This is a genomic window from Sulfitobacter delicatus, from assembly GCF_900102535.1.
GTDB lineage: Bacteria > Pseudomonadota > Alphaproteobacteria > Rhodobacterales > Rhodobacteraceae > Sulfitobacter > Sulfitobacter delicatus.
In genome coordinates this window covers 1-20,481 of the sequence record NZ_FNBP01000020.1, presented here as the reverse complement: position 1 = coordinate 20,481, position 20,481 = coordinate 1, and the positions used below count along the sequence as shown (strand labels likewise).

Here is a 20,481-nt window from a genome sequence, read left to right as displayed (position 1 = left end):
CCCTAAGAGCGCGATATACAGACGTTGATCCATCGAATGAACCAAACCGCCCACACATCTCTTCAGATATCAAATTTTCAAACAGCGTTGAGACAAAAGAAACTGAGATGCGCCCTAACTTCTTGGCGCGCCCCGCCTCTGATACCTCTAAATTTTTATCCGCTTTCCGAACCGTCCGTCTGCGTCTCCGCTGCCGTCCGCCCCGTCTGGCGCCCCGTTGGTGCATCTCTGCGCCGCCGGTAGAGGGGGTTCTAAGGTTAGTGCGCCAAACCCGCAAGCAGAAAATTCAGAAAACTGCGCACTTTCTGGAACCAACGCCTAACATGTTGAAATTACATCCAAATAGGATGATTAGAGAGATCACTATCCGCCTTTACGGGGCACGGATAGGCTGATCCTAAGAGGCAATCGCGGCCCTAAGGTAGATTGAGCGCGCGATTCACCTCTGAATCGGGTGAATCGCTGCCCCCTTCCCTTCACTCTTCTTCATTTGCCTGTTGCAGCGGCAGTGGCTCTTTGAAGGTTAGCGTACGGTAGGGAAAGGGAATCTCGAGCCCTGCATCATCCAAGGCTCGCTTCACGGCGGTCACGACCTCATCCTTCGACCGGCGCAGGTCGACCGGGGCCGAGCCAGTCCACCAAGTGACCTCGAAGTTAATAGAGGAATCGGCGAACTCTTGGGCGAAGACCTGAATTGGGTGGTCCCCCTGCTCTACTGTCTCGCAGCCCTCTACCGCTTTGGTGATCACGCCGCGCGCCTCGTCGACGTCTACGTCATAAGCAATGCCACAAATAATGGTGACCCGGCGGTGCTTCTGATCGGTGCGTACATAGACAGGGTTCTTGAACAGCATCGCGTTGGGCACGATCACCAACTGCCCGTCCGTCTGGCGAATATGACTTTCGCGGATGGCGATATGGGCAACCTTACCCTCGATCCCCTCGCATTCGATATGGTCGCCCATGCGCATCTCGCGGCGGAAGAGAATGATAATCCCGGCGAGGAAGTTCTCGAAAACGTCCTTGAAGGCAAAGCCGATGGCGACCGAACCAATGCCGAGCCCCGCAAGGATGCTCGCCGGGGTCAGCCCCGGAAACACGATGACGGCGGCGATCATAATGCCAAAAACCCAGATCGCGATTGAGGTGAGTAGGATAAAGAGATCTTGCAGGCTTTGGCGCAGACGGGTCCGGCTTAGCGCCCGGCCGATCAAGGCGCGCCCGGCGGCTGCCAGCGCCCATGTCAGGATGAGCACAAGGACCGCCACCCCGATCTGTGGCAGAAGCGCGATTGTGTCGCGCGTCATCTCCGTCACCTGACGCCACATGATCCTGATGGGTTCCATCGGCCGTTCCTTACCTGTGCGTGACATCAGCCTATCGGGGAAAGGCCCTTCTTGGGTATCTTTTTAGGGCGGCGCCCTCCTGCGGCAAGACTGGTAAGGCAACCGCCCCGCGCTAGATGGCAGCTTCGGTCATAATAAAGGAGGCACCCCGGCACGCCGGGACATTCATATGGATATCATTCGGATCATCGTCGCCATTCTGCTGCCCCCGCTCGGGGTCTTCTTGCAGGAAGGTCTGGGAAAGCATTTCTGGATCAATATACTTCTGACGCTGCTCGGGTATCTGCCCGGTATCGTCCATGCGCTCTATATCATCATCAAGCGCTAGGGGCTTACGCGGAAACGCTTTGCCCCCGGCGCGACGGCCGGGGGCAAGCATTAGATCGGTTTTGAGCCCGCGATCAGTCGGACAGTTTGTCCTTCGCGTCGCCGAGGCCTTTTTGCACTTTGCCTTCGGCCTGATCGGCTTGGCCTTCGCGCTTCATGTCTTCGTTATCTGTGGCGTCGCCAGCTTCTTCTTTCAACTTGCCACCGATGTCTTTTGCTTTGCCTTTGGCTTGGTCTTCGTTTGCCATGTCGTCTCTCCTCTATCTTGGTAAAGGAGCAACGTGCGCGTGGGGGCAGAGTTCCATTCCGCCCCCGACAAAGCCCATGAGCCTAGCTGACCTCGTGCTGACGCAATTCGCTTTCGCGCATCGGACCGGGGTGGATGCAGGCTACACGGTGCAAGTCACCATCGGGCTGCGGCACCACTTCGGCACAATCGGCTTGCGCGCGGGGGCAGCGGCCCCGGAACACGCAGCCCGACGGCGGGTTCATCGGTGACGGCATGTCGCCCGTCATCGGCACGATCTGTTTGGCGCGTTCCGCGATTGGATCGGGGATCGGCACGGCAGAGAGCAACGCTTGGGTATAGGGGTGCTGCGGCTGGTCATAGAGCATGGCTTTGGGCGCCTTCTCCATGATGCGGCCCAAAAAGAGCACCATCACCTCGTCCGAGATGTTCTTCACCACGCTGAGGTCATGGGCAATGAAGATCATCGCCAGCCCCAGATCACGCTGAAGCTCTTTGAGCAGTTCGATCACCTGCGCTTGGATGGACACGTCGAGGGCCGAGACCGGCTCGTCGCAGATCAGCAGTTTGGGCTCGACGATCAGCGCCCGCGCAATTCCGATACGCTGACACTGTCCGCCGGAGAACTCATGCGGGTAGCGGTTGATCATCTGCGGCAGCAGGCCCACGCGTTCCATCATCTGCGCGACACGGGCGCGGCGTTCCTTGGCGGGCACGTCGGGACGATGGGTCTTCAGCGGCTCGGCAATGATCTGGCCCAGTGTCATGCGCGGGTTGAGCGAGGCCAGCGGGTCTTGAAACACCATCTGGATCTCGGAACGGAAGGGTTTCATCTGGCGCGGGCTGAGGGACAGCAGATCAGTCTCATTGCGCCAGTTCACCTGCCCCGTTGCCGGGACCATCTGGATCAGCCCGCGTGCGAGGGTGGATTTCCCGCAACCGGATTCACCGACCACGCCGAGGGTCTTGCCCGGCTCCAGATCAAAGCTCACCCCGTTCACCGCATGCAGATAGCGCGGCTTGGTCCAAGGCATGTCCCCGGCGCGGGTGATGGGGAACTTCACGTGTAGGTCACGAACGGACAGAAGCGGGCTCATGCGGTGACCTCCGCGATCGGACGGTGGCAGGCGCGGGCACGCTGTTCGGCGAAGGGCGCAAGCGGCGGCATCACGCGGCAGTCTTCGCCTGCGTAATTGCAACGCGGGCGGAAGGGGCAGCCCTCGGGCGGGGCGGCCATATTGGGCGGGTTGCCGGGGATCGCCTTCATGGTGGCGTCTTCGTCATCGACCCGCGGCACGGCGGCGAGAAGGCCGCGCGTATAAGGATGGGTCGACTCGGCAAAGAGCGGCTCGGCTGGCCCCTGCTCCATCACGCGGCCACCATACATCACCAGCACGCGCTCGCAAAAGCCCGCGACGACGCCGAGGTCATGGGTGATGAGGATCGTGGCCATGCCGAAATCCTTTTGCAGATCGCCCAAGAGGTCCATGATCTGTGCCTGCACGGTGACGTCCAATGCTGTCGTCGGCTCATCCGCAATCAGCAGGTCGGGCTTGCACAGCAGCGACATGGCGATCATCACCCGTTGGCGCATGCCGCCTGAAAACTCATGCGGGAACAGGCGAATGCGCTCCTTCGCCGCCGGGATTTTCACCGCGTCCAGCATCCGCACCGATTCAGCCAGCGCATCGCGTTTCGACAGCCCTTGGTGCAGGGTCAGCACCTCGGTCATCTGGTCTGCAATGCGCATGTAGGGATTGAGCGAGGTCATCGGGTCTTGAAAGATCATCGCAATCCGCTCGGCGCGGATTTTGTTGAGCAGCTTGGGCTTCGCGCCCAAAATCTCTTGCCCATCGAAGCGCACCGACCCATCGGTGCGCCCGTTAGGGGCCAGCAGCCCCATGATGGAAAAGGCGGTTTGCGATTTGCCCGAGCCACTTTCGCCGACGATGCCGAGGGTCTCGCCCCGGTCCACCGAAAGCGACAGGTCATTGACCGCATGCACGGGGCCATCTTCGCCGTCAAAGGTGACGGAGAGGTTATTGATCTGCAAAAGGGACATCAGCGATCCTTGGGGTCGAGCGCGTCACGAAGCCCGTCGCCAATAAAGAACAGGCCGAACAGCGTGAGACAGAAGAACAGCAGCGGGAAGCCCAGCTGCCAGGTGGTGCCATAGGCGATGGTCCCTGCCCCTTCGGAGATCAGCGCCCCGAGGGAGGTCAGCGGTTCCTGAATGCCGAGGCCGAGGAAAGAAATGAAGCTTTCCGTCAGGATCATCAGCGGGACCAGCAGTGTGGCGTAGACGGCGATTACGCCCAGCAGGTTCGGCACGATATGGCGCAGAATAATGACCGGGGCCGACACGCCCGTGGCGCGGGCGGCTTCGACAAACTCGCGGCCCTTGATGGTCAGGGTCTGGCCGCGCACGATGCGGGCCATCTCCACCCATGAGATCAGACCGACGCCCGCAAACAGAATGGTGATCGAGCGGCCATACATGACCAGCAGCAGGATCAGCACGAACATGTAAGGCACGGCCATGAAGATATCGACCAGCCGCATCATGATGCTGTCGGTGCGTCCGCCGAAGTAGCCTGCAACTGCCCCATAAAGCGTGCCGACCACACAGGCGATAAACGCGCCGACGAGGCCCACGGCGAGGCTGATCTGCGTGCCCTGCACGGTGCGAGCGAAGAGGTCGCGGCCCAGATCGTCGGTGCCGAAGTAGTGGCCGCTTGCGATCGACGGCCCGCCAAGTTCCACGATCTGGCCCATGACGTTGTAGTCGAGCTCTTCGTTCGACCATTGCGCCAGATAGTTGCCAAAGAGCGCGAAAGCCACGACGAAGCCGAGGATCACCAGACCCATCAGCGCCGCCTTGTTGCGAAAGAACCGCCGCCGCGCATCGGCCCAAGGGGAGCGCCCCTTGCCCGCCAGTTCGCTGGCTTCGACCCTTTGTTCAGATGTCATCACCATGTCAGTACCGGATTTTGGGATCGATCCACCCGTAAAGGATGTCGACCACGAGGTTAAAGAAGATCGTCAGCGCACCGACGAGGATCGTGACCCCCATCATCACCGCGTAGTCGCGGTTCAGCGCTGAGTCGACAAAGGCTTTGCCGATGCCGCCGGTGGAGAAATAGATGTCCACCACCACGGAGCCGGTAATCATCGCCACGAAGGCGGGCCCGAGGTAGGAGATCACCGGCAGCATCGCAGGTTTCAGCGCATGGCGCAGGATGACCCGCCGCTCCGGCAGCCCCTTAGCGCGGGCGGTGCGGATGTGGTTGGAGGTCAGCACTTCGAGCATCGAAGAGCGGGTGATCCGGGCAATCGACGCCATGAAGGACGTAGACAGCGCGATCACCGGCATGATCCAATATTCCGGCCCCTGCCAACCGCCACCGGGCAACCAGCCGAGCCAAAGCGTGAAGACCAACACCAAGATCGGCGCCATAACGAAATTCGGCAGCACCTGCGCCCCGATGGAGACGCCCACAGCGGCATAGTCCAGCGCCGAGTTGTGCCGCACGGCTGCGGCAACGCCAAGGCTCACGCCGACGATCACCGCCACGGCAAAGGACAACAGCCCATAGGTCAGGGTGATGGGGAAACCTTGGGCGATGATCTCGTTCACCGAGCGGTCCTTGTAGACGAAACTCGGCCCGAAATCGAAGTCAGAGACGATGCCCCAGACATAGCTGCCGATCTGCTTCCACAGCGGATCGTCCAGCCCGTATTTTGCATTGAGGTTGGCCAGCACCTGCGGCGGCAATTCACGCTCTGATGTGAAAGGCCCACCGGGGGCGGAATGCATCAGAAGAAAAGATATCACGATCAACACGAGCAGCGTCGGGATCGCGATGGCAAGACGCTTGAGAATGTAACTGAGCAAGGGCTGCGCGCTCCGGAAACGGGTTAAGGGGGTACAAATAGAATCGGGCAGCCCCACTTAAACGCAGGGCTGCCCGGATGTCGATAGGTTACTCGGCGGTACGGTAGAGGTCTTTGCCGTACCACGTGTTGTTCACGTTGTTCTCCGGCAGACCTTCGATGTCTTCCGCAATCATATCAACGTTCGCGTAATGGTAGATCGGAATGATCGGCATTTCTTCGGCCAGAATGCTCTCCGCTTCTTTGTACAGCGGCTGCGGGTCTTCGGCGGTTTTGCTGTCCTTCATGACCTTGTCATAAGCGTCGTTGTAGAACTCGCCGTTGTTGTGACCCGAGTAGGAAGTCATCAGATCGAGGTAGGTCGAGGCTTCGTTGTAGTCCCCGCACCACGCATAGCGCGCCATGTCGAAGTCTTGGTTCTGCATGCGGTCGGTGTGTACCTTCCACTCATAGTTGTCGAGCGTGAGGTTCACGCCGATCTGCTTGAGCATCTGCGACGCAGCGATGGCGATCTTCTTGTGATCTTCCGACGTGTTGTACTGCAGCGTCAGATCGAGCGGGTTGTCGGGACCGTAGCCTGCTTCAGCCAACAGTTCCTTAGCCTTTTCCACGCGCTGTGCCTGATCCATATTGTCGGCCCAGTCGAGCTCAGGACGCTCAAAGTCAGCAATCGCCCAGTGGGTCCAGTTGTAGGACGGCTTCTGGCCACCCTGCAGGATACGGTCGACGATGATGTCGCGGTCGATGGCATAGGCCAGCGCCTTGCGCACGTTGACGTTCTTCAGCGCTTCCGGGCCCTTTTCACCGACGTTTAGCATGTAGATGTAAGAGCAGTTATAGGGCGTGGAAACGGCCTGCTCGGGGTACTCTTCTTTAAGACGCGGGTACTGCCCTGCGGGGATGTCCACACGGTCCAACTCGCCAGCCAGATAGCGGGTCAGGGCTTGGTTCACATCGTTGATGGTCAGCGCGGTGATCTTCTCCATCACCACATTATCGGCGTCCCAATAGGTGTCGTTCTTCTCCATCACGACGCGCTCGCCCAACTGGTGCTCAACCAGCGTGTAAGCGCCGTTGCCGACCAGCGTGCCTGCATCGGTCCAGTCGTCGCCATGCTCTTCGACCACGGCCTGCGGCACGGGGAAGGTCGAGCCATGCACCAGCATCTGCGGGAAGTAGGGCAGCGGCGTGGTGATTTTGACCTCAAGCGTGTGATCGTCGACCGCGCGGATGCCCAGCTCTTCGGGCGATTTGTCACCCGCGATAACTTCGGGCGCGTTTTCGACCTGCATCAGCTCCATGTACCACGCATATTCGGACGCAGTCGCGGGATCGGCCAGACGGCGCCACGCATAGACGAAATCATTCGCCGTGACCGGCTCACCATTCGACCATTTCGCATCGTCGCGCAGGTTGAAGGTGTAGGTTTTGCCGTCTTCGGAGACTTCGTGGTCAAGCGCCACGCCGGGCACCAATTCGCCATTGCCGTCTTCGTTATAAAGACCTTCGAACAGGTTGCGCAGAACGTCGGAGCCTTCAACGTCCGTGTTGATTTGCGGGTCCATCGACTTGATCGCGTCCAAGAGCCAGAACGTATAGGTCTGCTCATCGGCCAGCGTTACGCCTTCGGGCACATCTGCGGCCTGCGCCTGTAGCGCCAAGCCCAATGCCAGCGCGGAGGCAGTCATCGTCTCGCGAAATTTCATCGGGATTCTCCTCGTGGTGGGTGAACATCTCATCGTGTTCTGATTGAGCGAGGAGAACGAAAATCAGGGCCAGTTGCAAGAGCTTGCGTGACGTCAGCCAAAGCGAGCGATATGGCGCCGTTCGCGGCGCTGATAAGGCTGGGAAGACGGGCGACACTGCAGCCATGGACGCGGGCACCACCGCGCAAATCTGCGCCAAGTAAAGCGCGCAACCCAATGTTATTGTTGCATACTTAGCATTCAGCACAAAAATACTGGACAGGTGACCAAATTTCCTGCTCAACTATTGTCAGAATCTCGGACAGCCAGTGGAGGGGCGGTTCGCGATGATGAAAGTGACTGGGAGGAGTCCAAAATGAACACCCGTAACAAGACCGCCGAACAGGCTGCCGTGGCCCGCGAATTTGACGCAGGCCGCCTGTCACGCCGCGACTTCATGCGCAAAAGCGCGGCACTCGGCGTAACCGCCGCAGCACCGCTGGCCTTTGGGGCGCGTCATGCGAAGGCACAGGCCGCCGACCGCTATGATTACATCGTAATTGGTGCAGGCTCTGCTGGGTGCGCGCTGGCCGCACGTCTGTCGGAGGATGCCGACAAGAATGTGCTAGTGCTCGAAGCCGGCCCTGCCGACGAAAACCAGTATATCCACATCCCCGCCGCTTTCCCCAACCTGTTCCAGACCCCGCTCGACTGGGCCTATACCAGCACGCCGCAAGAGCATTCCGACGGGCTGCAACTCTATATGCCGCGGGGCAAGGTGTTCGGCGGCTGTAGCTCTATCAATGCGATGATCTACAAACGCGGCAATCCCGTCTGCTACGATGCTTGGGGCGCGGACAACCCCGGCTGGAGCCACGCAGATGTGCTGCCGCTCTTCAAACGGTCTGAAAACAACGAGCGCGGCGCGGATGACAGCCACGGTGTGGGCGGCCCATTGAACGTGGCCGACCTGCGCGATCCGAACCCTGTGTCGCTCGCCATGGTCGAGGCCGCGGTCGAGGCAGGCTATCCCACGCAGTCTGACTTCAATGCGGGCACCGACCAAGAAGGTTTTGGCCTCTATCAGGTCACCCAGAAGGACGGCATGCGCAATTCGACCGCCGTAGCCTTCCTGCATCCGGCGCTGGAGCGGGACAACCTTGCGATCCAAGCCGAAGCGCATGCGCAGAACCTGATTATTGAAGATGGCCGTTGCACCGGGGTGCGCTTCAAGGCCGGGGAAGAGATGCATGAGGTCTTTGCCGATGCCGAAGTCATCCTTTCCGCCGGGTCTATCGGTTCGCCACAAATCCTAATGCTGTCCGGCATCGGCCCGCGGGCGCATTTGGAAGAGATGGGGATCAGCGTATTGCATGACCTGCCCGGCGTGGGCCAAAACTTGCAAGAGCACCTGATGGCCCCCGTCGCCCATGTCTGCACACAGCCGGTGACGCTGGCTCATGCGCTGGAGCCGGAACAGGCTGAACTGCTGGGCCAAGGTATGGGGCTGCTGACCTCAAACATCGGCGAAGGTGGCGGCTATCTGACCGTGATGGAAGACGCCCCTGCCCCCGATCTGCAATTCCACTTTGCCCCGACTTGGTTCATCTCCGACGGCGCAGGAAACCCGACAGACAGCGAAGGCTTCACCATCCTGCCCAGCCTCGTCGGCACCAAATCGGTTGGAGAAATCACCCTCGCTTCGGCCAACCCCGACGATGCACCGCTGATCAATCCCAATGCCTTTGCCGAGCCTCAAGACCTCGAAATCCTCGTCGAAGGGGTTAAGATCGCGCGCAAGATCATGGCATCTCCGGCGCTGGATGACTTCCGGGGCGAGGAGCGTTTCCCGGGCCCTGCTGTGCAGACCGATGAGGAAATCCGCAACTACCTGCGCGGCAACAGCCAGACGATCTATCACCCTGTCGGCACCTGCAAAATGGGCTCGGGCGACATGGCTGTCGTCGGTGCGGACCTTAAGGTGCATGGCATCGAGGGGCTGCGTGTGGCGGATGCTTCGATCATGCCCACGATCGTTAACGGTAATACGAACGCGGCCGCCATTATGATCGGCGAAAAGTGTTCTGATCTGATCCGGGCCTGACCCGGTTCTCCCCCCTGTGACCTCGGGCAACCGGGGTTGCAGGACCCCTTTTTCTACCACTTCAACAGACAGGGAGCCGACCCATGCTTGGCAAAATGATGGACCAGCAATTGCTGATCTCGTCCCTTATAGACCATGCCGCACGATGCCATGGCCGGACCGAGATCGTCTCGGTCGAGACATCGGGTGAGGTCGAGGTGACGAATTGGTCCGAGGTCCACTGCAATGCGCGCCGCTTGGCCTCTGCGCTGACCGGCTTGGGCCTGCCACCGGAAACCCGTTGCGGCACAATCGCTTGGAACAACCGACGCCACCTTGAGATTTATTTCGGCACATCCGGCGCCGGGTTCATTTGCCACACGCTCAACCCGCGTCTGCACCCGGATCAGATGGTATATATCGCCAATGATGCGGAAGACCGGGTGATGTTCTTTGACCGCACATTCCTGCCCGCCGTTGCCCAACTGAAGGACCGATTTACGACGGTCGAGCACTATGTCCTTCTGGGTCCGCGCGACGCGGAAGCCGCCGCGATGCTCGACGGTCTGCAGTTCTATGACGAGCTTATTGCCCAGGGCGATGCAGATTTCATCTGGCCCGAACTAGACGAACGGCAGCCCTCCTCACTGTGCTACACCTCGGGCACGACGGGGAACCCCAAAGGGGTCTTATACACACACCGTTCGACCCTGCTGCATTCCTTGGCCGGGAACCACCCCGACGGGCTTGCGATCTCGGCGCGTGACACCGTGATGCCGGTCGTGCCGATGTTCCACGTCAATGCATGGGGCGTGCCCTATACCGCCGCCGCTGCGGGCGCCAAGCTGGTGCTGCCGGGGCCGGGGTTGGACGGCGAAAGCCTTGTCGGGCTTATTGACGGCCATGAAGTCACCGCGGCCTTCGGCGTGCCGACAATCTGGATGGGCCTCTTGGCTGCGCTGGAAAAGACAGGCTCAAAAGTGCCAAGCCTGACCCGCACCATCGTCGGCGGTGCGCCGATGCCGCCTTCGATGTACACAGCTTTCCGCGATAAATACGATGTTGAGTTGATCCAAGCCTGGGGCATGACCGAAACCAGCCCCGTCGCCACGGTGAACCAGACCCTCAGCCAGCACGCGAAACTCCCGCAGGACGCACAGACCGCCATTCGCGTAGGCCAAGGCCGCGCCTTATTCGGTGCCGAAATCCGGCTCGTCGATGAGAACGGAAACACCCTGCCCCAAGACGGCAAGACGCAGGGCGATCTGCAAGTGCGCGGGCCTTGGGTCGTCCACACCTATTTCGGCAAAGAGCAGCATGCGCTGACCGAAGATGGTTGGTTCGACACCGGCGACGTCGCCACGATCGACCCCGATGGCTTTATGGTGATCCGCGACAGATCCAAGGACATCATCAAATCCGGTGGCGAATGGATTTCCACCGTTGAGCTTGAAAACATCGCCATCGGCCATCCTGCCATCGCCAACGCGGCGGCCATCGCCGCAAAGCACGAGAAATGGGATGAACGCCCGATCCTCGTTGCTGTGAAATCCGACGACGTTGGGGAGACGGATCTGCTGAATTTCTACGACGGCAAAGTCGCGAGCTGGCAGGTGCCGGACCGTGTGATCTTTGTCGATGAACTGCCCCTCGGGGCCACTGGCAAAGTCGTAAAGCTCAAGCTGCGCGAAGCCTATGCCGATATCCTCTTGGAGGGAACAACATGAAACATCAAAGCGCTTTCACCCCCGATCTGCAGTCTGCCTATGACGCGGACCTCGCCGTCCTGGACGGCGCCAAGCATGACTGGGCCAAAACATCGCTATCCGACCGCATCGCCGTCCTTCAGGCGGTCAAGGACAGTCTCATGCGTGTTGCCGATGATTGGGCCGAGGCCGCAGGCCGCGCCAAGGGCATTCCCGAAGGTTCCCCCCTCGTGGGCGAAGAATGGATTTCCGGCCCTTATGCCGTCATGTCCTGCTGCAACGGATTGATCGACACGCTGTCCCAGATGGAAGGAAAGCGCTTTCTCGATGGGCTCAAGAAGCGCAGCTTGCCCACCGGCCAAACTGCTCTGCGCGTGGTGCCCCATTCGATCTGGGACCGGCTGCTGCTGTCTGGCGTGAAGGCGGATGTCTGGATGCAAAAAGGGGTTAACCCTTCGAACCTGAAAGACAATGCCGCATGGGCCTATGACGTGCCGCCAGAGCAGCGCGTCGGCAAGGTTGCCTTGGTCCTCGGCGCGGGCAACATCGCGGCAATCACCCCGCTTGATGCCTTCCAAAAGCTGTTTTTGGAAAATCAGGTTGTTCTGCTCAAAATGAACCCGGTGAACGACTATCTCACCGAGCCACTCAAGGCCGCGCTGAAACCTCTGATCGACCGGGACGCCCTGCGCATCCGCCGCGGCGACGGCCCCGCAGGTGCCTATCTCACCGACCACCCGCTGGTTGAAGAGATCCACATCACCGGCGCGCGTGCGACCCATGACCTGATCGTTTGGGGTCCGGGTGAAGAAGGCGCCAAGAACAAGGCCGCCAACACGCCCAAGAACCCGCGTCATATCACATCCGAACTCGGCGCCGTTTGCCCGACCATCGTGGTGCCCGGCCCGTGGTCAGCCGCCGACCTGCGCTTTCAGGCAGAGAACATCGCGACCATGAAGCTGCACAACGGCGGGTTCAACTGTGTCGCGGTGCAAAGCCTGATCCTGCCCAAAGGATGGGACAAGACCGCGACCCTGATGGAGAACGTCGCCGACGTCATCGCGAAACACACCAAACGCGCGGCCTATTACCCTGGCGCAGAAGACCGTCAGGCCGCTTTTGTCGATCACGCCAAAAACCCGCGCAAGCTTGACCGCGGGCAGGACATAGCCCCCCTTTACCTCGCCGATATGGCCGAAGGCGACAGCGCCTGGCTGGCCCAAACCGAGGTCTTCACCTCTGCCCTAGGGGTCATGCACCTTGAGGCGAAAGATGCAGAAAGCTACCTGATCGAAGCGATCAAATGGGCCAATGACACGCTCTACGGCACACTAGGTGGCAATATCATCATCCACCCGGCCACGATCCGCGCCATGGGCCGCAAACGCTTTGAAGAGATCATCGCCGACTTCCGCTACGGCGCTATTGCGGTCAACGCTTGGTCTGGCCTCGCTTTTCTCGTCACCGCCTGCCCCTGGGGCGGTTTCGCGGGCGCCACCTTGCAAGACGTGCAGTCGGGGATCGGCACGGTGCATAACACGTTTATGCTAGAGAACGTCGAACGCACGGTGATCGAAGCCCCCTTCCGCCCCTTCCCGCGCAACCTGCTGTCCGGCGGCATGACCTTGCTCCCGCGCCCGCCTTGGTTCGTGTCCAACAAGCGCCAACATCACATCGGCCGCCTGCTGACCCGCTTCCAGTATCGCCCCAGTTGGTTCAAGCTGCCACGTGTTTTCTTTCATGCGCTGTTGGGCTAAGTCTGAAGGGTCAAACGCGAGTACCCGATGAACGACATGACCCATGCCTCCAAGCTTGCGGACCGCAAAGCCAACAAGGTCCGCAAGCGCGAAAGCCGCAAGCGCGAGATCGCCCAAAGTGCGATCGACGCGCTCAAGCTCTATGGCTATGCGCGCACCACCCTACGCGACATCGCCGCACAGTCAGACATGTCGCTGGGCAGCCTGCATTACTACTTTGAGGACAAAGACGAGCTGCTGATCTACTGCGTGCGCCAGTATAAAAGCGATTTTGTCAAAGCGGTTGCCACGTCAGTGGACGGCATCTCGAACCCGCGCGACATCAAGACCGCCTTCTGCATCGCGCTGGCCAAAACCATCGTCGAAGAAGCCGAACTGCACCGTCTATGGTACGATATCCGCAATCAGGCCATGTTCGATGAGACCTTCGTCCCCGCCATCAGCGAGATTGAAGACCAGTTGATCGAAATGATGACCCCGCTAACCGCTGACCGGCGCGAGAAAGAGCTGCTTTATATCCGTTTCGACGGGGCGTTTCGCTATCTTCTGCAGCATCATTTGGCTGGACGACCGCGCAGCCTGAGCGAGATGACGAGCTTCTTTGAGAATGTCGCCGCTTGGAAAGACTATTGATGGGCCGCCGGCGTTCTGACGGTGATTGAACCTGAACGGGATCGTGTTTGCGAGGTGACATCGTATTGGGCTGAAGGCTGACAACCATTCAACGCAGATGTGACGCGGCGCTTTAGTTTTTGCGGACGTAGAGTGCAGGATCAACTTCGCTGGGAAGAAGTGGTGCCCGGGGGCGGAATCGAACCACCGACACGAGGATTTTCAATATGCGGTCAAAGATTTTGCAAGTGAGACGCCTTGCGACAGCTTGAGATCACATGACACGGCAAAACCCCTCCAACCATTTGAACTATATCAAAATTACACGCCCGTCTCAAAGCCAAACTTCATCTCACGCAGTCTCAACTTGGCTCAGAGAAACCCACCGCAGCACAACAGTTATGTTGTCCCGGTGTTGTCCCGACAGAAACTTCGCCAATCTTCTCCTGCAAATTTTGGATCGGTCCAACCTGCTACCTGTAATCAACTTACAGGAGATGCGACATGAACTTTCTGAACGTCGACACGATGACACCAGCCAAGGCTATGAAAACCCGAAAAAGCAACATGAAGCCACTGACAGAAACATTCATCAGGGGCCTAAAACCCACCGGGGAGCGTAGAACCTGGTCCGATAGCACTTGCCAAGGCCTTAAGTTGCGCATGGGTGCATCCGGCTCCAAGACGTTTGCCTTTATGGGGCGAGATTGCCACGGTGAGAACCGCACCATAAAGTTGGGGCGCTACCCTGACCTCGGCCTCAAAGACGCTCGTAGAAGTGCTGACGAACATCGGCGAACATTGAGCAATCCAGACAGACTTCGAGAGTTTCTTGAACAAATACCGGAGGTCGAGGAAATCACCCTTCTTGCATTTCTGGTGGAAGTTGAATCTCATTTTGGCCAAAAGCAGCAGAAAAGGATTTGGTTGCCGAGAGGAAAAACGAAAGACGTGTCCACAGCGCGGCAGGTCATTTCGAAGGTTTTCAGCGGCTTACTCAACAGACAACTCAGCGAATTGACTATTCAAGAGTTTGTAAGCTGCACGACCGGATATAGACCTGTAAGTGGTAAATCTTCAGCAAACGGTCAAGTATCGAAGGCATTGGCGTATCTTCGACCATCTTTCGATTGGGCGGCTCACCGAGGAAATAAATTTCAAAAACTGGGCTACGGTCGGGCAACCCGTCTTGACTTACCAGACCTTGCCAAGATCCATGACCCAGCAACCAATGACCCCCTCTTGGAGGGAGAGCGTGATCGCGTCCTCGTCCCATGGGAGCTTGAGAGCATCATGCAAGAACTCAATGTAGGTAAGGTCGGCGAAACGGATCGCTTTGCAGTCGATCTACGACCAATTGCGCACCTGTTTATACTCTTGACCCTGTCGCGCCGATCTGAAGTAGAGAACGCTCGCTGGGGAGATATTGATTTAGACCTCCTGACATGGACTAAATCTGTTAAAGCGCTGAAGGGTCCGCGGCAGGTAACGCACCCAATATCAGATGCTGCGGCTGAATTGCTCCGCAGCCTGCCTGGCTACCCAGATGCTAAAGATGCCGACCTTGTATTTCCCAACCGTAACAGGGTCCCATTGGACAACTGGCCGAGGTCAACAGAGACAATTCAAAAGGCATCTGGGACATCTGACTGGACACGCCACGATCTTCGACGTTCATCGGCTACAATTTTGGATAAGATGGGGGTCGCTGTGCCACTCATCGATACTTTGCTATCGCACCAGAACGCCTTCGCGAGCGAGCACACCAGTAAAGCCGCTGCTGCATACATCAAGATCGGGAAGCAGATCAAAGGTCTGCCAGATCCCTTACGAGACGCGGTAAACCTGCTCGCAGAAGTCTTGCAAAGCATCAAGAATGGAGAGTTCACATAAGTCAGTGGTGGCAAGGTTCCGTCCGGAGAAGCTATTCTCGGCGGAACCCGTCATTCCCCACTATACCCGCATGAGGATGTCCTTATACACTCCCTTGTTGCACGCCAATTGAGCCACGTGTCGCAAAGGCGAAAACTGATATTTTTTCTTCTTCAACCTGAAATTGGCCAATATTCAGTTTATATCGAGAACAGGAGGCTCGGTCGCGTCCTACCCTTCGAAACCCCATCTTGACGGCCGCGGCGGCGATCATCGCTGTCCCAACCTATGCGGCCATTGGGCTAAGTCGCCCAGGACTCTCCGAATGGAGGTTCACCATGAACTTTACTAACCGCGGCCACACCGCAAAATGCATTCATACCGCTATCGCACCCTACATAGACGCAACCGTCCACGAACAGGCACTGGAAAATGTAGGTTCTTGGCTTGACGCTGAGGGAGATACAGTCGGGCGCATGCTCGCCCAGACGAACCAACGAAAAGCTGGCTGCGCACTGAAAGCGCTGTATCAATTACATCTTCGCCCAGATTCCACTGCCGAAGACCTCCGGTGCCTGCTGGGAGACGCGAAGGTTCACTTCGAAATTCTTCTTGAAACCTTTCGCACCTTCCCCAACCATTTTGAGCCTCAGAATGCATGGAGTTTGCCAGGGTGTGATGGGTTTGAGCAGCAAGTGTGTTGGTCAGGGGCGCGTATCGAGGAAAACTTGGCAACTGTGCGTCACGCGCTAACGGACTAAAATCCAACCGCCCCGGGCATTGTGCCCGGGGTTCTCACATAGTTTTTGTACTTTACTGGTACGAAGTGCGTCAACGCAGGCAATTTGTATAGATTTTTAGAGATATTCTGAGCTTGGCTAAAGCTCAACGTGAGCAGCATTGGAATGAGGAAGAAAAAGATAAAATTTCCAGCCTTGGCAGGAGATCGCTCCAAGCCACAGCGCCGATATGGCTAAGATGTCGTATCATTACTATCGAAGACCATAGCCTCGGATCTTCTTGGTGTTAGCACAATGACGGTATTATGTTCTCTATACCGGTATACCCATTAAGATACTTGGCGATACCGAAGCGATTTCAAAACGTTAGCGCCCATGTTGTTTCGACACTGACATCAGCATGTTTGGCTAAATTGAGCTTCCCCCGTTGTAGTGGTTCGCTGCCCTCGGTGGATACCTCAAACCAAACTTGACATCGGGCAACTGAATCGCAGATTGAGAACATAACAAGAACAGTTAGGATTCCCATGCCAGTTTACCCAATTGATGAACCCGTCCACATACCATCCCAAGCTGTTCGAATTGTCAGCACACCAGTCAGCGCTGGTTTCCCTTCGCCAGCTGGAGACGATCTGGAAGATGAGATCGACCCTATAGCATGGGTCGTGCGCCATCCTGCGTCCACTTTTTGGTGGCGCGTCGAAGGGGACTGCCTGTGGGACGCTGGGATACGTGATGGCGACATCATCGCTGTAGACCGTGCTGGCAAGCGTCGCATCGGGCGAGCAGTGCTGGCCGTGGTGGACGGTGCAATCACAGCAAAGATCCTGCGTAGGCGTGGTGACAGATATTACCTCGCACCCGCAAATAGCCAGGAACAGTTCCCTGATGTTGAACTGACAGAGGATAGTGAAATTTGGGGCGTCATTGCAGGTGTCGTCCGGCGCTACGACCTTGCATGAAGCGACCTGTTGCCATCAGTGACAGCGCCAACTTCTATGTGAGCGCTGAACGGATATTCGATCCAACGCTAAAGAGCGTCCCGGTGATCGTGCTATCCAACAATGACGGCTGCGCCATAGCGCGCAGTGATGAAGCAAAGGCCTTAGGGATCAAGATGGGCACCCCGCTGCATCACATCCGGGATAAGATCGATGCGCATGGCATTCGTGTCTTCAGCTCGAACTACACGCTCTATGGCGACATCTCTCGTAGGGTGGTTGAGGTCTACGAAGACTTTACGCCGAATGTTGAAATCTATTCTATTGATGAATGCTTCCTCGACTTTGTCGGATTCAAGGATCGCACTGCACATGCCATGGCGCTTCGTGCAGCGGTCCTTAGGCGGATAGGGGTGCCTGTCCGCATCGGTATTGCACCCACCAAGACCCTTGCAAAATGCGCGAACGACATTGCCAAGAAGAACCCCATCTTTGCAGGTGTGTTGGATATGATGGACGAAAGCCTCGCAAACTGGCTTCTGCCACGTGTGCCAGTCGGGGACATATGGGGCGTTGGTCGAAAGACTACCGACAAGCTAAGGAGCCTTGATGTGCATACGGCAGCCGATCTGCGCGACATGCCGATCCGACGAGCACGGACTGTTGGCACCGTTGTATTGGAAAGGATCGTATTGGAGTTACAGGGTGAGGCCTGTCTTGCGTTTGAGGACGTGGAGCCACAGCGCAAGGGTATGGCTGTAACGCGGTCCGCTGGCACTCCGATGACAGACTTCGACATGCTGTTCCAAGCGATCACCGCGCACGCATCACGGGGGGCTGAAAAGCTACGCCAGCACGGATTGGTGGCCGGTACTCTGACCGTGTTCTTTCATACCAACAAGCACCGGCCAGATCGGCCTCAGTATGCAGTATCCAGAACAACCCGCATGACGCCGATGTCGTCGGATACCTTCGACCTCATTAAAGCCGCACGACGCTGCGCGGAAGCCGGATGGCCAAAATCAGATGCTAATACCTTTTTCTTCACCAAGGCCGGGATTATGCTGAATGATCTGGTGAGGTTCGAAGATCGCCCACGAACGCTATTCGATCAAGCGCGCCCGAAATCACCTGCGTTGATGAAAGCGCTGGATGACGTAAATGATAGGTTCGGCAAAAAGACGATGGTTCTTGCCAGTGAGGGTATGAAGCAAACATGGCGACTTCGCGCGGATCATCGGAGCCCGCGCTATACCACGCGAATGGAAGATCTACCGGTGGTGCGATAGGGGAGGCCAAGCGGACCAGATGGATTTTTTGCAAATTATGAAGGCTGAATCTAACTGTACGCTTCGGGCCTGATGCCGACTTACCCCGCGATGTCGATAAAAAGCCGCTGAATTTTAATTGGAGCAAATGGGATAGATTCTCCATGGAAGCTAAGGCGCTTGGCCTAACCCGGACAGTCATACGCTTGCGACTTTCTGCGACGTCGTTTTGTCGGGCCGTACCTTCGACTCCGCAGGTGCCGTTTCCCCCCCCCTTGTCAGCCAGCAAACTCCTGAGCGCGGATAGACTTCTAAGGCATTAGGATGCCACTACTGCGGTGACTTGGAAAAAAGACAATCGCCTCGCATTCCCGATCATGCGAGGTTTGGTTGAAAATGTATCTAACAAAAGTTTGGGGCTTGGGATGTGCTATGATGGCGATGAGGAGCAAAAAGCTCTGAGAGAAGAATACCTAATTGCAGCCAGCTTGGCTGGACCCAACCGGTTGTGCGCAAGGCGTCAAGCGCTTGACCGCGCTTGGTCTGTCAGGAACTTTGAAATCGACCTCTATTGGAAGCGCTCTCTCTACTTCTGGGGGTTTCAAGTGGCCTTTTTGGCAGGTGCGGGCGTCGCTATTGGCATGCTAAACGAGGCAGATAGTCAGATAGAACCGTTCCTACTTGTATTTGGCGCTCTCCTCTCATTGCTGGGATGTATCTCTGCTACTCTTTGGGCGGCATTGGAGCGCGGCTCAAAAGACTGGCAAGATAATTGGGAAAGGCACATCGATCTTCTGGAAGAAGAGTTCACAGGTGCAATCTATAAGACCTACGTTGTGCCGGTAGAGAAAAAAGGACGGTCGTTCAGCGTCTCGAAACTGAATAGCTGGATGACTCTGGCAACAGCTGGGTTCTGGTGTGCAACACTCGTCATCCTACTTTACGGCTTGGTTGCACGTTTCGGTTATTCGCTTCCCCACTACGGCTTCGGAATGTTCTCGGTATTCATATTCGTAGTATGCGTTCGGTGGTGGGCTGGAATAGAGTTTAGCGTTAGGTCGGGGTGGAGTACGGGCAATCAAGTCCAAATTTCTTCATACAAGATTCTAAACCGAAACCTTCAAAGAGGGTCTGAGAAGTAAAAGCCGACCGACCTTCAACAGGAAAGATGGGGGGCTTTTTTGATTGAGCTTAGAATGATGAGGGCGACGAATGCGTGTTATACCTCTGGGGGCTGGTGCATAGAAGAGCTAAGGTGCTTCCCTGACTGGTCAGAGGATGCCGATTGCCAATGACTTCTTCCCAACACTCTTCAATTTGAAGACAGCCTCTAACCCTTGAGTGTTGCGTGATGGGCTATTAAATTATCTTCAGTCCCAGAAAGGTATCGTCGATACGGATGCCTATCTTGCAGCAGGTGTAGACATTGAAGAATTACATAGCGAGATAGCCGTCAAGCTGGCCCGTGTTGAACCAGTGTCCGATAGGCTTGATCGAATAATTCGTTTGAGACCTTACAATCAGCTTATTTTTCTTTTTGCTACGACGCTGAACGAAATTGCGAACGGCCCAGTGTTCCAAAGCCACATTGATCTCTCAAGTTCGCTTGAACCTGAAGGTGTCCTCCTAACTTTCAATTGGGACACCCTTATGGATCGCGCGCTGATGGTAAGCGGCGGCTACGCGGCACTTGAGATCAGCTTAACGGCTGGAAATTCCACGGAAGAAGGTCGTCGATGCGATTGGCAGGATGACCTAACGCAATCGCTTCGAGGGTGGCTTTGAGGTATGCGAACGGTTCGACATCATTGACCTTCGCCGTGGCAATGAGAGATGCAATGCGGCCCCAGGCGCGACCACCTTCGTCGTGGCCGGCAAAAAGCACATTCTTTCGCGTCAGGGCAATTGGGCGGATTAGGTTCTCGACGGCATTGGAGTCGATCTCGACCCGACCGTCGTGCAGGAAGGTTTGCAGCCCGTTCCATTGACGATGGATATAGGTC

At 57.3% G+C, this 20,481-nt stretch carries 18 protein-coding genes; 10 read left to right on the top strand and 8 right to left on the bottom strand.

Annotation, left to right across the window (positions count from 1 at the left end):
- Positions 1-476 precede the first annotated feature (476 nt).
- A complete protein-coding gene (locus BLS57_RS18955) occupies positions 477-1,346 on the bottom strand; it encodes a mechanosensitive ion channel family protein (RefSeq protein WP_208597613.1) in 870 nt (289 codons plus the stop codon).
- A 169-nt stretch (positions 1,347-1,515) separates the two neighbouring features.
- On the opposite strand from BLS57_RS18955, the gene BLS57_RS18950 reads away from it, so the two are divergent.
- Positions 1,516-1,674, top strand: a complete 159-nt coding sequence (locus BLS57_RS18950; protein ID WP_007120519.1) for a YqaE/Pmp3 family membrane protein — start codon at positions 1,516-1,518, stop codon at positions 1,672-1,674.
- 73 nt (positions 1,675-1,747) lie between these two features.
- On the opposite strand, the gene BLS57_RS18945 is transcribed toward BLS57_RS18950, so the two are convergent.
- The 6 genes from BLS57_RS18945 to BLS57_RS18920 form a co-directional block, all read right to left on the bottom strand.
- Positions 1,748-1,921 (bottom strand): CsbD family protein, encoded by a 174-nt coding sequence (locus BLS57_RS18945; RefSeq protein ID WP_093744193.1) that lies wholly within the window; start codon positions 1,919-1,921, stop codon positions 1,748-1,750.
- An 82-nt stretch (positions 1,922-2,003) separates the two neighbouring features.
- Entirely contained in the window at positions 2,004-3,017 is a 1,014-nt protein-coding gene (locus tag BLS57_RS18940; protein ID WP_093744192.1) for an ABC transporter ATP-binding protein, read from the bottom strand.
- Complete coding sequence (locus BLS57_RS18935; protein ID WP_093744191.1) at positions 3,014-3,982, bottom strand: oligopeptide/dipeptide ABC transporter ATP-binding protein; 969 nt, start codon at positions 3,980-3,982, stop codon at positions 3,014-3,016. The genes BLS57_RS18940 and BLS57_RS18935 overlap by 4 nt, the downstream gene beginning before the upstream one ends.
- Positions 3,982-4,896 carry an ABC transporter permease subunit gene (locus tag BLS57_RS18930; RefSeq protein WP_093744190.1) on the bottom strand — a complete coding sequence of 305 codons (915 nt, stop codon included), beginning with the start codon at positions 4,894-4,896 and terminating at the stop codon, positions 3,982-3,984. The genes BLS57_RS18935 and BLS57_RS18930 overlap by 1 nt, the downstream gene beginning before the upstream one ends.
- 1 nt (position 4,897) lies before the next feature.
- The gene (oppB, locus tag BLS57_RS18925) at positions 4,898-5,815 is read right to left on the bottom strand and encodes an oligopeptide ABC transporter permease OppB (protein WP_093744189.1); all 918 of its coding nucleotides are present in this window, start codon (positions 5,813-5,815) and stop codon (positions 4,898-4,900) included.
- Positions 5,816-5,903: 88 nt separating this feature from the next.
- Positions 5,904-7,520 (bottom strand): peptide ABC transporter substrate-binding protein, encoded by a 1,617-nt coding sequence (locus tag BLS57_RS18920; protein WP_093744188.1) that lies wholly within the window; start codon positions 7,518-7,520, stop codon positions 5,904-5,906.
- Positions 7,521-7,875: 355 nt separating this feature from the next.
- On the opposite strand from BLS57_RS18920, the gene BLS57_RS18915 reads away from it, so the two are divergent.
- From BLS57_RS18915 to BLS57_RS18875, 9 genes are all read left to right on the top strand, one after another.
- Positions 7,876-9,603 carry a GMC family oxidoreductase gene (locus BLS57_RS18915; protein ID WP_093744187.1) on the top strand — a complete coding sequence of 576 codons (1,728 nt, stop codon included), beginning with the start codon at positions 7,876-7,878 and terminating at the stop codon, positions 9,601-9,603.
- Positions 9,604-9,686: 83 nt separating this feature from the next.
- Entirely contained in the window at positions 9,687-11,309 is a 1,623-nt protein-coding gene (locus BLS57_RS18910) for a long-chain fatty acid--CoA ligase (RefSeq protein WP_093744186.1), read from the top strand.
- Positions 11,306-13,045, top strand: coding sequence for an aldehyde dehydrogenase family protein (locus BLS57_RS18905; protein WP_093744185.1), 1,740 nt, complete (start codon positions 11,306-11,308; stop codon positions 13,043-13,045). The genes BLS57_RS18910 and BLS57_RS18905 overlap by 4 nt, the downstream gene beginning before the upstream one ends.
- Positions 13,046-13,072: 27 nt before the next feature.
- Positions 13,073-13,678 (top strand): TetR/AcrR family transcriptional regulator, encoded by a 606-nt coding sequence (locus BLS57_RS18900; RefSeq protein WP_093744184.1) that lies wholly within the window; start codon positions 13,073-13,075, stop codon positions 13,676-13,678.
- Between the two features lie 483 nt (positions 13,679-14,161).
- Positions 14,162-15,550 (top strand): tyrosine-type recombinase/integrase, encoded by a 1,389-nt coding sequence (locus tag BLS57_RS18895; RefSeq protein ID WP_093744183.1) that lies wholly within the window; start codon positions 14,162-14,164, stop codon positions 15,548-15,550.
- Between the two features lie 317 nt (positions 15,551-15,867).
- The gene (locus BLS57_RS18890; RefSeq protein ID WP_139186676.1) at positions 15,868-16,290 is read left to right on the top strand and encodes a hypothetical protein; all 423 of its coding nucleotides are present in this window, start codon (positions 15,868-15,870) and stop codon (positions 16,288-16,290) included.
- A gap of 506 nt (positions 16,291-16,796) precedes the next feature.
- Positions 16,797-17,231, top strand: a complete 435-nt coding sequence (locus tag BLS57_RS18885) for a LexA family protein (protein WP_093744181.1) — start codon at positions 16,797-16,799, stop codon at positions 17,229-17,231.
- Positions 17,228-18,499: a Y-family DNA polymerase gene (locus tag BLS57_RS18880; RefSeq protein ID WP_093744180.1), complete on the top strand. Its 1,272-nt coding sequence runs from the start codon at positions 17,228-17,230 to the stop codon at positions 18,497-18,499. The genes BLS57_RS18885 and BLS57_RS18880 overlap by 4 nt, the downstream gene beginning before the upstream one ends.
- Positions 18,500-18,816: 317 nt before the next feature.
- Complete coding sequence (locus BLS57_RS18875) at positions 18,817-19,620, top strand: RipA family octameric membrane protein (RefSeq protein ID WP_139186675.1); 804 nt, start codon at positions 18,817-18,819, stop codon at positions 19,618-19,620.
- Positions 19,621-20,174: 554 nt separating this feature from the next.
- Here BLS57_RS18875 and BLS57_RS18870 read toward each other — a convergent pair.
- Positions 20,175-20,481: transposase domain-containing protein (locus BLS57_RS18870; protein ID WP_139186674.1), on the bottom strand; the 307-nt coding region annotated here is incomplete at its 5' end.

Coding starts and splice junctions, on each gene's coding strand:
- BLS57_RS18955 (WP_208597613.1), bottom strand. CDS start 1,346: ATGGAACCCATCAGGATCATGTGGCGTCAGGTGACGGAGATGACGCGC.
- BLS57_RS18950 (WP_007120519.1), top strand. CDS start 1,516: ATGGATATCATTCGGATCATCGTCGCCATTCTGCTGCCCCCGCTCGGG.
- BLS57_RS18945 (WP_093744193.1), bottom strand. CDS start 1,921: ATGGCAAACGAAGACCAAGCCAAAGGCAAAGCAAAAGACATCGGTGGC.
- BLS57_RS18940 (WP_093744192.1), bottom strand. CDS start 3,017: ATGAGCCCGCTTCTGTCCGTTCGTGACCTACACGTGAAGTTCCCCATC.
- BLS57_RS18935 (WP_093744191.1), bottom strand. CDS start 3,982: ATGTCCCTTTTGCAGATCAATAACCTCTCCGTCACCTTTGACGGCGAA.
- BLS57_RS18930 (WP_093744190.1), bottom strand. CDS start 4,896: ATGGTGATGACATCTGAACAAAGGGTCGAAGCCAGCGAACTGGCGGGC.
- BLS57_RS18920 (WP_093744188.1), bottom strand. CDS start 7,520: ATGAAATTTCGCGAGACGATGACTGCCTCCGCGCTGGCATTGGGCTTG.
- BLS57_RS18915 (WP_093744187.1), top strand. CDS start 7,876: ATGAACACCCGTAACAAGACCGCCGAACAGGCTGCCGTGGCCCGCGAA.
- BLS57_RS18910 (WP_093744186.1), top strand. CDS start 9,687: ATGCTTGGCAAAATGATGGACCAGCAATTGCTGATCTCGTCCCTTATA.
- BLS57_RS18905 (WP_093744185.1), top strand. CDS start 11,306: ATGAAACATCAAAGCGCTTTCACCCCCGATCTGCAGTCTGCCTATGAC.
- BLS57_RS18900 (WP_093744184.1), top strand. CDS start 13,073: ATGAACGACATGACCCATGCCTCCAAGCTTGCGGACCGCAAAGCCAAC.
- BLS57_RS18895 (WP_093744183.1), top strand. CDS start 14,162: ATGAACTTTCTGAACGTCGACACGATGACACCAGCCAAGGCTATGAAA.
- BLS57_RS18890 (WP_139186676.1), top strand. CDS start 15,868: ATGAACTTTACTAACCGCGGCCACACCGCAAAATGCATTCATACCGCT.
- BLS57_RS18885 (WP_093744181.1), top strand. CDS start 16,797: ATGCCAGTTTACCCAATTGATGAACCCGTCCACATACCATCCCAAGCT.
- BLS57_RS18880 (WP_093744180.1), top strand. CDS start 17,228: ATGAAGCGACCTGTTGCCATCAGTGACAGCGCCAACTTCTATGTGAGC.